This window comes from Bacillus cytotoxicus NVH 391-98, assembly GCF_000017425.1.
GTDB classification, from domain to species: domain Bacteria; phylum Bacillota; class Bacilli; order Bacillales; family Bacillaceae_G; genus Bacillus_A; species Bacillus_A cytotoxicus.
On the sequence record NC_009674.1, the window covers coordinates 316634 to 332869 of the forward strand.

A 16236-nucleotide genomic window follows, 5' to 3' on the forward strand; every position below is an offset into this window, starting at 1 on the left:
AAAACGGTCGCCCTAGATGGGGAGAAATTAAAAGACGAGGTGTGAAAAACAATGGCGAATGCGTATAAGCAAGCAGGAGTAGATATTGAAGCTGGATATGAAGCGGTATCTCGCATGAAAAAACACGTACAAACAACAATGAGAAAAGAAGTGCTAGGCGGTCTAGGTGGTTTTGGGGGTATGTTTGATTTATCAAAATTGCCATTAGAAGAACCTGTATTAGTATCAGGAACAGATGGTGTAGGTACAAAGTTAATGCTTGCTTTCATGGCAGATAAACATGACACAATTGGCATCGATGCAGTAGCAATGTGTGTAAATGATATCGTTGTTCAAGGAGCAGAACCATTATTTTTCCTTGACTATATTGCTTGTGGTAAAGCTGATCCAAGTAAAATTGAGCACATCGTCAAAGGGATAGCGGAAGGTTGTCGGCAAGCTGGATGCTCACTAATTGGAGGGGAAACAGCAGAAATGCCAGGTATGTATTCCAAGGAAGAGTATGATTTAGCAGGATTTACTGTTGGGATTGTTGATAAAAAGAAAATTATAACAGGTCATTCGCTTGATGAGGGGCATGTGTTAATTGGTTTAGCTTCTAGTGGGATTCATAGTAACGGTTATTCTTTAGTTCGCAAAGTATTATTAGAAGACGGACAGATGTCTTTAGACCGTATATATGGACGGTTAGAACTACCTCTTGGTGAAGAGTTATTAAAGCCGACGAAAATTTATGTCAAACCTATTTTAGAACTATTGAAGAAATATGAAGTGTATGGCATGGCACATATTACAGGTGGTGGTTTTATTGAAAATATTCCACGTATGTTACCGAAAGGAATTGGAGCAGAAATTGACCTTGGCTCTTGGAACATTCAACCGATTTTTAGCCTAATTCAAGAGGTTGGAAAGATAGAAGAGAAGGAAATGTTCAATATTTTTAACATGGGTATTGGTATGGTAGTAGCGGTGAAAGAAGAAAATGCAAAAGCGGTTGTTCGTCTTCTTGAAGAACAAGGAGAAAAAGCGTATATCATTGGACGCACTGTAAAAGGATCAGGTGTTGCTTTTAATGGAGGAATAGATCATGAATAGATTGGCAATCTTTGCCTCTGGAAGCGGATCTAACTTTCAAGCATTCGTTAACGCAGTAGAAGAAAATAGATTACATGCTGAAATTAGTTTGCTAGTATGTGATCAACCCGAGGCGCGTGTAATCGGAAGAGCGCATTATCATCATGTTCCATGCTTTGCTTTTTCGGCGAAAGCATATGAATCAAAGGAAGCGTTTGAAAAAGAGATATTAAAAAAATTACGAGAATACGAGATTGATTTTGTTATTTTAGCGGGATATATGCGTCTTATCGGACCGACATTGCTAGAAGCATATGGGGGAAAAATCATTAATATTCATCCATCGTTATTACCGAGCTTTCCAGGAAAAGATGCTATTGGCCAAGCGTTAAAAGCAGGGGTGGGAGTAACTGGAGTAACGATTCACTATGTAGATGCTGGTATGGATACAGGACCGGTTATTGCACAAGAAGCAGTGCAGGTTTCTGAAAATGATACGAGAGATAGTTTGCAAAAGAAAATTCAACAAGTGGAACATCGTTTATATGTAAATACGGTAAATAAAATCATTCAATCTATGAAAGAACGAACTGTGAAATAGGGGTGTAAAAGAAATGAAAAAGCGTGCATTAGTAAGTGTTTCTAATAAAACAGGAGTAGTAGAATTCGTGAAAGGTTTGCTTGAACAAGGAATTGAAGTGATTTCAACAGGTGGCACGAAAAAATTATTAGAGGAAAATGGCTTACAAGTAATGGGGATTTCTGAAGTAACAGGTTTCCCAGAGATTATGGATGGTCGTGTCAAAACATTACATCCCAATATTCATGGTGGATTACTTGCAGTGCGTGATAATGAAGCGCATGTAGCAGAAATGAGCGAATTAGGCATTCAGCTGATTGATTTTGTCGTTGTAAATTTATACCCATTTAAAGAGACGATTGCTAAGCCTGATGTAACATTTGCTGATGCGATTGAAAATATTGATATCGGTGGTCCAACAATGATTCGTTCAGCTGCAAAAAATCATAAATTTGTATCAGTAATTGTAGATCCAGCAGACTATGACGTTGTATTAGCTGAATTAAAAGAAAAAGGTGAGGTTACAGACGAAACAAAGCGTAAATTAGCAGCGAAAGTATTCCGTCATACAGCGGCATATGATGCATTAATCTCAAACTATTTGACTGAACAAATGGGAGAAGAAAGCCCAGAAATATTAACAGTAACATTCGAGAAAAAGCAAGATTTACGTTACGGAGAAAATCCGCATCAAAAAGCAACATTCTATAAAGCACCATTTGCGGTGGCTTCTTCTGTTGCATATGCAGAGCAATTGCACGGAAAAGAACTATCTTATAACAACATCAATGACGCAGATGCAGCGCTTAGCATTGTGAAAGAATTTACAGAACCAGCGGTAGTCGCCGTAAAACATATGAATCCATGCGGAGTTGGTGTTGGTACGGATATCCATGAAGCGTATACACGTGCTTATGAGGCGGATCCAGTATCAATCTTCGGCGGCATTATTGCAGCGAACCGTGAAATTGATAAACGTGTGGCAGAGAAATTACATGAAATCTTCTTAGAAATTATTATTGCACCTTCATTTTCGAAAGAGGCTTTAGAAGTATTGCAAAGTAAGAAAAACTTACGTCTGTTAACGGTAAATATTGAGAAGACAACAAGTGCAAGTAAAAAACTAACTTCTGTTCAAGGTGGACTTCTTGTTCAAGAAGAAGATACGTTAGCGCTAAATGAAGAGACAATCATAATTCCTACAAAACGTGAACCAACAGAGCAAGAATGGAACGACTTAAAATTAGCTTGGAAAGTTGTAAAACATGTAAAATCAAATGCAATTGTACTCGCAAAAGATAATATGACAATCGGTGTTGGTGCTGGACAAATGAATCGTGTTGGTTCTGCAAAAATTGCAATCTCGCAAGCAGGTAGCAAAGCGCAAGGTAGCGCCTTAGCATCCGATGCGTTCTTCCCAATGCCAGACACAGTAGAAGAGGCCGCAAAAGCGGGGATTACAGCAATCATTCAACCAGGCGGGTCAATCCGTGACGAAGATTCGATTAAAAAAGCGGATGAATATGGGATTACGATGGTGTTCACGGGCGTACGTCATTTCAAACATTAATAGGCATATAAAAGTACATGAAATTTTATCGGCGCAAATTGAAATATATCGACCGTTTCTCATGATATATCGGCGTTTCGACATGAGATATCGACATATCTACAAAATACGACACGAAAAATAGGCTTGCTCCTATTTTCCATTTTAAAAGTGGAGGATGACATATGAATATATTAGTAATCGGCCGCGGCGGACGTGAACATGCTTTAGCTTGGAAGTTTGCACAGTCTGAGAAAATAGAGAAGGTGTATGTAGCACCAGGTAATGAAGGTATGCGAGATGTAGCAACACCAATTGATATCGAGGAACATGAGTTTGATGCACTTATTTTATTTGCGAAAGAAAACAATATCGGTTTCACATTTGTTGGTCCAGAAATTCCTCTTATGAATGGAATCGTTGATCGTTTTGAAGCAGAGGGGCTTCGCGTTTTTGGACCGAATAAAGCGGCTGCTGTAATTGAAGGAAGTAAAGCTTTTGCAAAAGAATTAATGAAAAAATATGATATTCCAACAGCAGCATATGAAACATTCACGGATTATGAGGAAGCAGTCGCATACATAAAAAAAGTCGGTGCACCAATTGTAATTAAAGCGGACGGTTTAGCAGCTGGTAAAGGCGTGACAGTCGCAATGACGCTTGAAGAGGCACTCGAAGCTGCGCGAGAAATGCTGCACGATGTAAAATTTGGTGAGTCGAGCAAAAAGATTGTTATTGAAGAATTTTTAGATGGACAAGAATTTTCTTTAATGGCATTTGTAAATGGAACAACAGTACACCCAATGGTAATTGCACAAGATCATAAACGTGCTTTTGATGGGGATAAAGGACCGAATACAGGCGGGATGGGAGCATATTCTCCAGTACCGCAAATTCCACAATCAGCGGTTAATGAAGCGGTGGAGAAAATTTTACATCCAACTGCAAAAGCAATGATTCAAGAAGGACGTTCATTTACAGGTATTTTATATGCGGGACTTATTTTAACTAATGAGGGACCGAAAGTAATCGAATTCAATGCACGTTTTGGTGATCCAGAAACAGAGGTTGTATTACCTCGCTTGGAAAATGATTTAGTTGATGTATGTCATGCTGTATTGGATAATCGTGAGTTAACACTAAAATGGTCTAAAGAAGCTGTGATTGGTATTGTACTTGCCTCAAAAGGATATCCGGAATCATATGAAAAAGGTGCTGTTATTTCTGGGCTAGAGATGTTAGAAGATGTAATTGTGTTCCATGCAGGGACAAAGATGCAGCATGGAGATTTTGTAACAAATGGTGGTCGTGTGCTATTTGTTGCATGCAAAGCGCACGACTTACAATCTGCCAAAGATCAAGTATATACAGAAGTTACAAAGATTAAGAGCGATGGTTTATTTTATCGAAATGATATAGGATATCGTGCAATTGGAAATGAAATGACGAGAAGCTAACAGATGTTAGCTTCTTTTTTTGAAAGGAAATAAGAAAGGGAATGTGGAATGGTTTCAACAGCTTATAAAGAGTCTTGTACCGATAGAGAGTTTTTGGCTGCTTGTTTACATCGTATTTCACCGATGAATAAGAGTAGAATTGCGATGAATAAAGTGAGAGCGGCGATGAGAAGTGGGAAGAAAAAGCTATCAGTTTGTTTTGCGATAACACCTGTTAATATAGGCCCGATAATTTGCCCAATTCCATAAACACCTGTTGTATAGCCGATAATTTTATTACTTTCATTCGGCTGGATTCGCTTTGCTTCTGTCGTTGTTAAGATGGTAATCCCAACAAAGGTGCCTCCCAGAAATAATGCGCTTAAAAATGATCCGAGAACATTTGGAAGGAGGAGCGGGGAAAGGATACTTATCATTTGTAAAATATAAGCAAAAGTAAGGGTACGCGTTGTTCCGTATTTTTGTGCAAGACTTGACCAAAGATAGCTAGATGGAATCACGGCAATTCCAACAATAATCCAGCTCCAAGATGCGTAAAAGAGAGAATGTGTCATTCTTTCGACAATCATAACAAGGAAAGTACCAGTAATGATATAGCCAAATCCTTCAAATCCATAAGCTAAAATAAGCCAAAATAAATAGTTTTTTCTATGATTTGTATGGATTGAAGGAACTTTTGATTTTTGTTCGGTATGTTTTGTATCTTCTTTTAACCATTTCCACACAAAAATAGCTAGACTAAAGCTAATAAGACCTAATCCAAGCCAAGCACCTTGCCAATTCCAAAATGAGTTGAACAGAGGAGCGAATACTCCAGCAAAAATAATTCCGATTCCAACGCCGCTATAAATCATCCCGCTTAGTACAACTTTATTCCGATGAAATAAATAATCTAAAACAATACTGGAGGCAAGAACAAATACGATAGCGCTCGTAAATCCTCCAATAAATCGAAGAGGAAACCAAAAGTAAATTTGAGAGGGAACGCCCATACAAAGGGTCGAAAGAACATTGAAAAATAAACAATGATGTAACACTTTTTCACGATTTTTTATCGTAATTAATCCAATGAAGAAGGCGCCAAGGAGATAACCGAGATAGTTACTGGATGCTAAATATCCAGCAAGGTCTTCTTCTACATGAGCTTGCTTTTCCATAAAAGAAATAATGGGTGTATAAGCGAATCGACTGATGCCCATTACAGCTACTAGGGCAAAGATACCGGATAAAATCATTTTCCATGTTTTTGTGTCTTTCATGTAATCTCCCTTCTTGAAATAGCTCTTAATACATATGATAGTGGAATATACATAGTGCGTAAAATACTGTTTTTCAATATGTAATATCAAAAATAATGATATGAATGAAAGGATGAGAAAAAATGAATTTACAAGATTTTGTAGCTTTTTATATGGTTGCGCAAGAGAAGAGCATTTCAAAAGCAGCAGTTCGTCTTAATTTTGTCCAATCGAATGTAACAGCTAAAATAAAAAGATTAGAAGTAGAATACGAAACACAGTTGTTTTATCGCCATCGAAATGGGGTGACATTAACACATGCAGGAGAAAAGTTACTAATATATGCTGAAAAAATGATTCAATTATTGAATGAGTCAAAAAGAGATATTAAATATACGATTTTACCAGGGGGGACATTAAAGATTGGAGCGATGGAAACGGCAGCAGCAGTTAGACTGCCAAACATTCTTTCTAATTATCATACAAAATATCCAGAAGTTGAGATTGCGCTTCAAACGAATAGCACGGAAGAATTAACGAAAAAGGTGCTTTTGCATGAGCTTGAAGGAGCATTTGTAGCAAATTGTATAGATGATCCAGCACTCGAAAAAATTGAAGTATTTCAAGAAGAAATGATGCTGCTGTCAAAGAAAAGTTTGTTACTGGACCATAAGTATATGGAAAATCAGTCGTTTATTGTTTTCCAATCGGGCTGTTTTTATAGAAAAGTATTGGAAGAATGGCTATTGTCAGAAGGAATTGTTCCGAGGAAAGTGATGGAGTTAAATTCTTTGGATGGTATTATCGGCTGTGTAAAAGCTGGGCTTGGGGTATCTATACTCCCGAGAGAAGTAGCAGAGCAGTTCGATTCTCATCAAGAGCTCGTTCGGAAACCGTTATTAAATGAAAATAGATTTATTCCAACGTATTTTATTTATCGGAAGGATAGTGTGAAAACCGCTACATTTAATGAATTTATCAGACTTCTCGTATAGTATAGGAGAGATAGGGGTTCTAAAATTACTCTTATACTTTTGGAAATTCGATAATTGAAGAGAAGAGACTATATTCATCTTTAATCATCGCATAGGCAAATTATTTTAAGAGAGCAGAATAGGAAGGTGATATGAAAACTTTTATGTTACTATATGCAAAATAAGGATTTTTTTGTATTTTTCTCATGGCATAGTCGATCATAGGATGATAGATTTCCAAAGAAAATCTGGAGAAGAGATTGTTTTGCATAATTAATTATGAGTGTTCGAAAGTCAATTTTTGTCTGTTTTATTATTGCGGATATGCAAAGAGTGGTACCTAAATATTATAAGAGAGAGTATTGGCAGATACTCTCTTCTTTAGACTTACTATGATTATATACTTTTTAAGAAATTTTAAAACCTATTTATAAAATAGCTTTCCTTTTATCTGTTAAAGGGAAGAACTTTATAGGGGAACTTTAAGCCTATTTCTCTTTTTTGAGCTTTCCTTTTTGTTTCGCCATTTCTCGAAGTAAATACTCGATGTGAGCATTAACACTACGAAACTCATCATTCGCCCATTTTTCAATGATTGCGTGTAATTCAGGATCAATGCGTAATGGAAAACTTTTCTTTTTCGCCATATTACCTACAACCTTTAATATAGACTTCCTGTGTTAATAACCGGTTGTGCTCCTTTATCTGAAACGATGGCAACTAATAAGTTATTCACCATATTTGCTTTACGTTCATCATCTAAATCAAGTATACCTTCTTCATCTAGCTTCTGAATAGAGTCTTTTGCCATTTGAACGGCACCCTCAACAATTTCTTTACGCGCAGCCAGTACCGCTTTTGCTTGCTGACGCTGTAGCATGGCATGCGCAATTTCTGTCGCGTAAGCTAAATGTGTTAAACGAGTTTCTAATACTTCTACACCAGCGATTTCTAAGCGTGCTTCTAGTTCACGCTTTAGTTCTTCTGAAATTTCTTCAGCATTTCCGCGTAGTGTGATGCATTTATCATCTTGAAAATTATCATACGGATATTTCGTTGCGACGTGGCGGATTGCTGTTTCACTTTGAATTTCTACGAATTCATCATAATGTTCTACACCGAAAATTGCTTTTGCTGAATCCACAACTTTATAAACAACAACAGCTGCAATTTCAACTGGATTCCCATCAATATCATTTACTTTTAATTTTTTACTATTAAAATTTTCTACGCGAAGAGAAACAGTTTGACGGAAGGATAAAGGAATTGTTAAAAATAAACCATTTTCACGAATCGTTCCTAAATAATTACCGAAAAATGTAATAACTTTTGCTTGGTTTGGTGGAACAATTCCAATGCCAGTAGCAAGAATGGCAGCTAAAATGATACAAAGTGCAGCTACGATAAATACTTCTTGTACGAGGCAAAATACACCGATACCAGCTAAGACTAAGAGCCCGATAATACCTAGAAACCCATTTACATAAAACACCTGTTTTTCTTTCATACAAATCGCCTCCTTTTGATATAAAAATGATATCACTTTTATATCATTTAAACAATGATTAAAACGAAAAATTCCGAAAAATAACAAATTGGGAATGTATGTTCTGATTTATGGTAAAATAAAAAGACTTAGCTGCCCACTGCAGCAGCTAAGTCTTTTTGAGAGCATCTATGACAAATGATTCAAAGCGGTTTGGTCAGAATTGCTTTTTCAATTGCTGACTCAATCTCTTTGTCAGAAGCATCATAACTTCCATTCGACGTTTGTTTGTCAGAACTAGAAGGGGAATTCGCTTCCTGATTAGTATGTCCCGTTTTCTTAAAATCCATGCTAGGAATTTTAACAGCATTCATATATTTTCCGAATTTCAATACCTCTACAATTGGACAAAAACGAACAAACCCTTCCGCAATTTTCATCGCACCCCACCATAATAAAACTTGAGACCAAGTACACCAAGGTTTACGTACGAGTTTAGCTGTACTACAACTTAACAGAACGAATCCGAGTGTAATTCGAATTAGGGCATTTATTGTTCCGATATTTGGCTTCATCAGAAAAACATTCCTTTCTTAATGAGCTTAGAAATAGAAAAAGTACTATTTCATCTTTTATTGTTCCACCTAAGTTTTGCGATATGTAATCCAACATTTGACGGTGGAAAAGATGTTGATTAGGGCGTGTGTGTAAGATGTTTTTTTTGTTATAATGTAAGAATGCGTAAAGGAAATGAAAAAAGACCAGTCCCAGTTTTTTCGCTATGTAGCTAGCGTTCTTCGGACTCCTTTTTTGAATAAATAGGTGATTAGAAAAAAGAAAGGGTGTTTTCATGTACGATATTTCAAAGTGGAAACATGTATTTAAACTTGATCCGAATAAGGAAATAAGTGATGAACATTTAGAGATGATTTGTGAGTCTGGCACAGATGCTGTTATTGTAGGCGGAAGTGATGGAGTTACAATTGATAATGTATTGCACATGCTTGTAAGCATTCGTAGATATGCAGTTCCTTGTGTATTAGAAGTTTCTAATGTGGAAGCAATTACACCGGGATTTGATTTTTATTATATACCAAGCGTGTTGAATAGCCGAAAAGTTGAATGGTTAACGGGCGTTCATCATGAGGCGCTAAAAGAATTTGGAGATATTATGAACTGGGATGAAATTTTCATGGAAGGATATTGTGTTTTAAATCCGGAAGCGAAAGTAGCTCAGCTGACAGAAGCAAAATGTGACTTAACGGAAGATGATGTGATTGCATATGCTCGCATGGCAGACAAGCTGTTACACTTACCGATTTTCTATTTAGAATATAGCGGCACATACGGAGATGTGGAACTTGTTAAGAAAGTAAAGGCAGAATTACAGCAAGCGAAGTTGTATTATGGCGGCGGAATTTCAAATGTGAAAGAGGCAAAAGAGGTAGCGCAATATGCCGATACAGTTGTTGTTGGGAACGTCATTTATGAGAATATAAAAGCAGCGTTACAAACAGTAAAAGCTGTAAAAGGAGAGTAGGTGCAAGTAAATATGAGTATGACAGATCGATTATTGAACGGTTTAAACCCAGAACAGCAAAAAGCGGTACAAACAACAGAAGGCCCCCTTTTATTAATGGCGGGTGCAGGTAGTGGTAAAACACGCGTGTTAACGCACCGTATTGCATACTTACTTGGTGAGAAGGGGGTTGCACCGTGGAACATACTAGCAATTACCTTCACAAATAAGGCAGCTCGTGAAATGCGTGAACGTATCGATACACTTGTTGGACCTGAAGCAGAAGATATTTGGATTTCTACATTCCACTCTATGTGTGTACGCATTTTACGACGTGACATTGATCGTATTGGAATTAATCGAAACTTCACTATTTTAGATGCAAGCGATCAACTTACTGTTGTAAAAAAGATTATGAAAGAACGTAATATTGATCCGAAGAAATTCGATCCACGTTCTATTTTAGCTCGTATTAGTAATGCGAAAAATGAATTGTTATCTGCAGAGAAGTATGCAAAACAAATTTCAATTGCGGATCCATTTGAAAAATTATCAAGCGATGTGTATACAGAATATCAGAAGCGTCTTTTGAAAAATAATTCATTGGATTTTGATGATTTAATTATGACAACGATTCACCTGTTTGAGCGCGTACCTGAGGTATTGGAATTTTATCAACGTAAGTTTCAATATATTCATGTGGACGAGTATCAAGATACGAACAGAGCGCAATATATGCTTGTAAATAAATTGGCAGCGCGCTTTAAAAATCTTTGTGTTGTTGGTGATTCTGATCAGTCAATTTATCGTTGGCGTGGTGCGGATATTTCCAACATTCTTTCATTTGAAAAGGACTATGAGAACGCAAAGGTTATTTTGTTAGAACAAAACTACCGTTCCACAAAAAATATTTTAAATGCAGCGAATGCCGTTATTGAGAACAATATAAATCGTAAGCCAAAGAAATTATGGACAGAAAATCAAATTGGAAGCAAAATTTCATATTATCGAGCTGCAACGGAAAAAGATGAAGCATACTTTGTTGCGAAGAAAATTCGCGATGAAGTTCAAATGGGAAACAGAAAGTATACAGATTTTGCTGTATTATATCGTACGAATGCCCAATCTCGTATGGTCGAGGAGATTTTCTTGAAATCAAATATCCCATACAAAATTGTTGGCGGAATTAAGTTCTATGACCGTAAAGAAATTAAAGATATTTTGGCATATTTACGTCTTATTGCGAATCCGGATGATGAAATTAGCTTTGCGCGCATTATTAATGTGCCAAAACGCGGAATTGGTGCCACTTCCATTGATAAGATTATTAATTACGGTGTGCAAAATGGAATTTCATTAACAACTGTATTAGATGAAATTGAACATGTTGGTGTGAGTGCGAAAGTTACAAAGGCTGTGAAAGAGTTTGCGGGTTTATTACACAATTGGGTAAACATGCAAGAATATTTATCAGTTACAGAATTAGTAGAAGAAGTAATTGAAAAAACGGGTTATCGCGACATGCTTAAGAATGAGCGAACTTTAGAATCTGAAGGCCGCTTAGAAAACTTAGACGAGTTTTTATCTGTTACACAAACATTTGAATCACAAAGTGAAGATAAGAGTTTAGTTGCGTTCTTAACAGACTTAGCACTTGTTGCAGATATCGATCGAGTGGATGAAGACCCAACTGCTGGTGAAGAAGTGATTTTAATGACAATGCATTCAGCGAAAGGGTTAGAGTTTCCAGTTGTCTTCATTATTGGCTTAGAGGAAGGGGTCTTTCCGCATACTCGTTCGCTTATGGAAGAGGATGAAATGCAAGAAGAACGCCGTCTTGCGTATGTAGGGATTACACGTGCGGAAGAAGAGCTATATTTATCGAATGCGCAAATGCGCACATTATTTGGTAGAACAAATATGAATGCAGCATCTCGATTTATTTCAGAAATTCCGACAGAACTAATTGAACCATTAAATGAAACAAAACCAAAAAGAGAAACATTTGGTGCAAAAGCAAAAGTGGCAGCGACAACGACACGTTCTCGTTCGCAGATTGTAAGGCCAACTGTGAAAACAACAGGAGGAGAGCAAATTGGTTGGGCAGTAGGCGATAAAGCGCTCCATCAAAAGTGGGGAGTCGGTACGGTTGTCAGTGTAAAAGGAGAAGGTGATGCAAAAGAATTAGATATTGCATTCCCAAGTCCGATTGGAATTAAACGATTATTAGCGAAATTTGCACCTGTGACGAAACAATAAGAAAGGAATGAGGATATGTCAAAAGAGGCGGTACAACAGCGTATAGAAGAACTTCGTGATCTTTTAAATACATTTAATTATCAATATCACGTATTAGACAATCCTTCTGTTTCTGATGCGGAATATGACCGCAATATGCAGGAGCTTATAAAATTAGAAACAGAAAACCCAGAATTTATAACGGAAGACTCTCCCTCTGTTCGTGTTGGGGGAGCTGTCCTTGATATATTTGAAAAGGTAACGCATAAATCACCGATGTTAAGTTTAGGAAATGCATTTAATGAAGGGGATTTACGTGATTTTGATCGCAGAGTTCGTCAAGGAATTGATGGTGTAAATGTAAGATATATTTGTGAATTGAAAATTGACGGCCTTGCAGTTTCTCTTCACTATGAAAAAGGCCGCTTTATTCAAGGTTCAACACGAGGCGATGGTATTACAGGCGAAGATATTACACAAAATTTAAAAACGATTAAGGCGATTCCTTTACGTTTGCAAGAAGAAGTAACGTTAGAAGTGCGAGGCGAGGCTTATATGCCGAAGCGTTCATTTGTAAAATTAAATGAAGAGAAAGAGCAAAATGGCGAAGCTGTATTTGCGAATCCTCGTAACGCAGCAGCAGGGTCTTTACGTCAACTGGATCCAAAAATCGCAGCAAAACGTAACTTATCTATGTTTGTATATGGACTAGCTGATATAGAAGGAAAAACAATTACATCTCATAGTGAAGCACTAGATTTCTTAGGAGAGCTAGGGTTTAAAACAAATCCGAATCGTCGCATCTGTGAGACAATTGAAGAAGTAATTGCTTATGTAGAAGAATGGCAAGAAAAACGTCCAAATCTTGATTATGAAATTGACGGTATCGTAATTAAAGTAGATGATGTAACATTGCAAGAACGTTTAGGAACGACTGCGAAGAGTCCAAGGTGGGCAATCGCTTATAAATTCCCAGCTGAAGAAGTTGTAACACGATTAACTGGTATCGAACTAAGTGTAGGACGTACAGGGGTTGTAACACCAACTGCAGAACTTGAACCAGTGCGAGTAGCTGGGACGATTGTTCGCCGTGCTTCTTTACATAATGAAGATTTAATTCGGGAAAAAGACATTCGCATTGGCGATTATGTCGTTGTGAAGAAGGCGGGCGATATTATTCCTGAGGTTGTGAATGTTGTTTTCGATAAACGAACTGGTAAAGAAGAAGCATACCATATGCCAACGCACTGTCCTACTTGTGATAGTGGGCTTGTCCGCTTAGAAGAAGAGGTGGCTCTTCGCTGCATTAATCCAGCTTGTCCAGCTCAAATTCGTGAAGGATTAATCCACTTTGTATCACGTAATGCGATGAATATTGATGGGCTAGGAGAACGCGTTATCACACAGCTATTTGAAGCAAATTATATTCGAACATTTGCGGACCTATATGGTTTAACGAAAGATCAGTTACTCCAGCTTGATCGCTTTGGTGAAAAATCAGCTTCTAATTTAGTACAAGCAATTGAAGCTTCGAAAGAAAACTCATTAGAACGATTGTTATTTGGATTAGGTATTCGCCATGTTGGAGCAAAAGCAGCACGAACATTAGCTGAACATTTTGAAACGATGGATAATCTTGTGAAAGCTGGGGAAGAAGAATTAAAGGCGATTAATGAGATCGGTGAAAAAATGGCGCAATCTATTGTTACGTACTTTGATAATGAAGATGTACTACACTTAATTCAACAGTTTAAAGACTATGGCGTTAATATGACATATAAAGGTATAAAGCGTGCTGATTTGCAAAATATCGCATCTTACTTTGCTGGAAAAACAGTTGTATTAACAGGTAAACTAGAAGTTATGGGACGAAGTGAAGCAAAGAAAAAAATTGAAGCATTAGGCGGAAAAGTAACGGGTAGTGTAAGTAAAAGTACTGACCTTGTCATAGCAGGTGAAGCGGCTGGATCGAAATTAGCACAGGCAGAGAAACATAATATTGAAATTTGGAATGAAGAGAGGTTCTTACAAGAGCTGAATAAGTAAGAGGTGCACTTACCATGAAAAAAATAGCATTAGCGGTATTGAGTCTTGGGCTACTTGTAAGTGGTTGTAGCACGGGACTAAAAAAAGAAGAGAAGATCGTGGAAAAATCAGGTGGGGCGAAAGAACAAGCCATTGTTCCGAAGTATTCTATTTCCGATGATTACTATAAAACGACCGTTCCGTTTGACCCAGGTGAGGCACGTGGCTTAGTTGTACAAGGGTTAAATAGTCGTTTGGATATAGATGAGTTCGAAACAGGTTTAATGCGTATTGCAAAAGAATCATTTAGTACAAAGGATTATTTATTTGGAGGCGGCAAAATTTTAACGGGCCAGAAGATTCAAATGCTTGTCAAAAGAAAACGGACAGATGCTGAACAAAAGGAACTGGAAGAAAAACTAAAAAAAGATGCCGTTAAATTTCCTAATATTGGTTTGAATCCGCCGTTACCAGAGGGGGCAGAGTCATTAGAGGTAAAACATAAAAAAGCCCCAATATACCTTTCTAACATTTTAGAACATGATTATTATGTGCAAAAGAATAACAAAGCTGAACTTGGTGGGGTTGTAGTTGGCTTAGCGATGAATTCAATTCAATATTATAATGAAGAGCACGGTTACCCACGTGAAAGTGAAATTTCAAAAAAAGTGATGTTAGAACAAGGAAAGAAAATGGCACAGGAAATTTTAAAAGAGATGCAAAAAGAGGATCCAAAGGTAAAAGAGGTTCCAGTTATCTTTGCTATTTATCGTCAAGGTCCAAAGTCGACACTTGTACCGGGAAACTTTTTGTCCTATGCTAAACTTGATAAAGGCAGCGATTCGATTGAAGAATGGAATCCAATTAATGAAAAGTATTACTTATTCCCTTCTGAAGCAGCGAAATCTGATAAACGTGAAGATCATGCCATGATGGATAACTTTAAGACGAATCTGAGCAAGTACTTTGAAGGAGATTACAGGGCTGTTGTGGGTACAGGATTTTATAAGGATGATGAATTAAAAGAGATGAAAGTGGATATTCCGGTTCAATTTAATGGAAAATCAGAAATTATCGGCTTTACTCAATATGTAGCTGGAAGTGTCATGCAGTACTTCCCAAACTATATGAAAGTACAAGTAACGATTAGGTCAGTTGAACATCCAGAAGCTGTGATTGTACGTGAAGCGAAGCAGGACGAACCGTTTGTGAAAATTTTAAATTAAAGAAAAAAGCTGTTCCATTCATGGAATAGCTTTTTTTCTTTAATAATTTTGTTATAATTTCTAATGTTACAAATAAAAGGATGAGGGGAAAAGAAATGGATGAATTAAGTCTTCAGGTTATCGTTTTACTAGTGGCTTTCGGCTTTTTAGCTTCTTTTATTGATTCTGTTGTTGGAGGAGGGGGATTAATTTCATTACCTGCACTTATGTTCGTAGGATTATCACCTGCTTCAGCGATTGCAACAAATAAATTAGCTTCAACAATGGGGGCATTCACAAGCACAATTTATTTTATTCGTTCAAAAAAAGTTGATTTTTGCATTGTAGGAAAGTTAATCCCATTAACTATTATGGGAGCAATTGCGGGAGCGTTAGTTGTAAAATGTATTCCCCCGGATATTTTACGGCCACTTGTATTAGTTATGTTGGTATTTATCGCCATTTATATTATTGTAAAAAAGGATTGGGGAAGCGTCTCTACTTATAAAAAGATGACAAAGGGAAAAGCTTTAATGTTTTACTTTGCAATTTTAATGATAGGATTTTATGATGGTTTTTTTGGTCCAGGTACCGGATCCTTTTTAATTTTTGCATTTTTATTAATTGGTTTAGATTTTATTCGAGCAGCTGCATCTGGAAAAGTTTTGAATTTTGTTAGTAATATTGTGTCTTTCTTTACATTTTTATTTTTAGATATTATTCATTTTGAATACGGTATTATTATGGGATTATCAATGATTATCGGAGCATATTTTGGGTCGAGATTTGCAGTGCAAAAAGGTGTTGGGTATGTCCGAACTTTATTCCTATTGGTGACGATTTTGTTAATTGGAAAAAATGTTTTAGAATATACGCATGTTTTTTAGGTTC

The 16236-nt window shown here is 36.9% G+C and carries 14 protein-coding genes; 10 read left to right on the forward strand and 4 right to left on the reverse strand.

The features are described 5' to 3' along the window. Nucleotides 1-51: 51 nt before the first annotated feature. The 4 genes from purM to purD all read left to right on the forward strand — a co-directional run bounded on the left by purM (nucleotide 52) and on the right by purD (nucleotide 4660). Nucleotides 52-1095, forward strand: coding sequence for a phosphoribosylformylglycinamidine cyclo-ligase (purM, locus tag BCER98_RS01690; protein ID WP_011983397.1), 1044 nt, complete (start codon nucleotides 52-54; stop codon nucleotides 1093-1095). Beyond that, nucleotides 1088-1675, forward strand: a complete 588-nt coding sequence (gene purN / locus BCER98_RS01695) for a phosphoribosylglycinamide formyltransferase (protein ID WP_011983398.1) — start codon at nucleotides 1088-1090, stop codon at nucleotides 1673-1675. Before purM ends, purN begins: the two co-directional genes overlap by 8 nt. A gap of 13 nt (nucleotides 1676-1688) precedes the next feature. Beyond that, nucleotides 1689-3224 (forward strand): bifunctional phosphoribosylaminoimidazolecarboxamide formyltransferase/IMP cyclohydrolase, encoded by a 1536-nt coding sequence (gene purH, locus BCER98_RS01700; protein ID WP_011983399.1) that lies wholly within the window; start codon nucleotides 1689-1691, stop codon nucleotides 3222-3224. A 164-nt stretch (nucleotides 3225-3388) separates the two neighbouring features. Continuing rightward, nucleotides 3389-4660 (forward strand): phosphoribosylamine--glycine ligase, encoded by a 1272-nt coding sequence (purD, locus tag BCER98_RS01705; RefSeq protein WP_011983400.1) that lies wholly within the window; start codon nucleotides 3389-3391, stop codon nucleotides 4658-4660. A 62-nt stretch (nucleotides 4661-4722) separates the two neighbouring features. Here purD and BCER98_RS01710 read toward each other — a convergent pair whose 3' ends face one another. Further along, the gene (locus BCER98_RS01710) at nucleotides 4723-5919 is read right to left on the reverse strand and encodes a YbfB/YjiJ family MFS transporter (protein WP_011983401.1); all 1197 of its coding nucleotides are present in this window, start codon (nucleotides 5917-5919) and stop codon (nucleotides 4723-4725) included. Between the two features lie 122 nt (nucleotides 5920-6041). Here BCER98_RS01710 and BCER98_RS01715 point away from each other — a divergent pair, with 122 nt between their 5' ends. Further along, on the forward strand, nucleotides 6042-6893 hold the full coding sequence (locus BCER98_RS01715; RefSeq protein ID WP_011983402.1) for a LysR family transcriptional regulator: 852 nt from the start codon (nucleotides 6042-6044) through the stop codon (nucleotides 6891-6893). Nucleotides 6894-7360: 467 nt separating this feature from the next. Here the strand turns inward: BCER98_RS01715 and BCER98_RS20515 are convergent, their stop codons facing one another. From BCER98_RS20515 to BCER98_RS01730, 3 genes are all read right to left on the reverse strand, one after another. Next, complete coding sequence (locus tag BCER98_RS20515) at nucleotides 7361-7519, reverse strand: toxin-antitoxin system HicB family antitoxin (RefSeq protein ID WP_011983403.1); 159 nt, start codon at nucleotides 7517-7519, stop codon at nucleotides 7361-7363. Nucleotides 7520-7533: 14 nt separating this feature from the next. After that, a complete protein-coding gene (locus BCER98_RS01725; RefSeq protein ID WP_011983404.1) occupies nucleotides 7534-8379 on the reverse strand; it encodes an SPFH domain-containing protein in 846 nt (281 codons plus the stop codon). A 182-nt stretch (nucleotides 8380-8561) separates the two neighbouring features. After that, nucleotides 8562-8933, reverse strand: coding sequence for a YgaP family membrane protein (locus tag BCER98_RS01730; RefSeq protein ID WP_011983405.1), 372 nt, complete (start codon nucleotides 8931-8933; stop codon nucleotides 8562-8564). A gap of 275 nt (nucleotides 8934-9208) precedes the next feature. Between BCER98_RS01730 and pcrB the strand changes: the two genes are divergently transcribed. From pcrB to BCER98_RS01755, 5 genes are all read left to right on the forward strand, one after another. Further along, nucleotides 9209-9898 carry a heptaprenylglyceryl phosphate synthase gene (gene pcrB, locus BCER98_RS01735; RefSeq protein WP_011983406.1) on the forward strand — a complete coding sequence of 230 codons (690 nt, stop codon included), beginning with the start codon at nucleotides 9209-9211 and terminating at the stop codon, nucleotides 9896-9898. Between the two features lie 12 nt (nucleotides 9899-9910). Further along, a complete protein-coding gene (gene pcrA / locus BCER98_RS01740) occupies nucleotides 9911-12136 on the forward strand; it encodes a DNA helicase PcrA (protein ID WP_011983407.1) in 2226 nt (741 codons plus the stop codon). Between the two features lie 15 nt (nucleotides 12137-12151). Beyond that, nucleotides 12152-14161 (forward strand): NAD-dependent DNA ligase LigA, encoded by a 2010-nt coding sequence (gene ligA / locus BCER98_RS01745; RefSeq protein ID WP_011983408.1) that lies wholly within the window; start codon nucleotides 12152-12154, stop codon nucleotides 14159-14161. Between the two features lie 14 nt (nucleotides 14162-14175). Beyond that, nucleotides 14176-15366, forward strand: coding sequence for a CamS family sex pheromone protein (locus BCER98_RS01750; RefSeq protein ID WP_011983409.1), 1191 nt, complete (start codon nucleotides 14176-14178; stop codon nucleotides 15364-15366). Nucleotides 15367-15461: 95 nt separating this feature from the next. Further along, the gene (locus tag BCER98_RS01755; protein WP_011983410.1) at nucleotides 15462-16232 is read left to right on the forward strand and encodes a TSUP family transporter; all 771 of its coding nucleotides are present in this window, start codon (nucleotides 15462-15464) and stop codon (nucleotides 16230-16232) included. Nucleotides 16233-16236 lie beyond the last annotated feature (4 nt).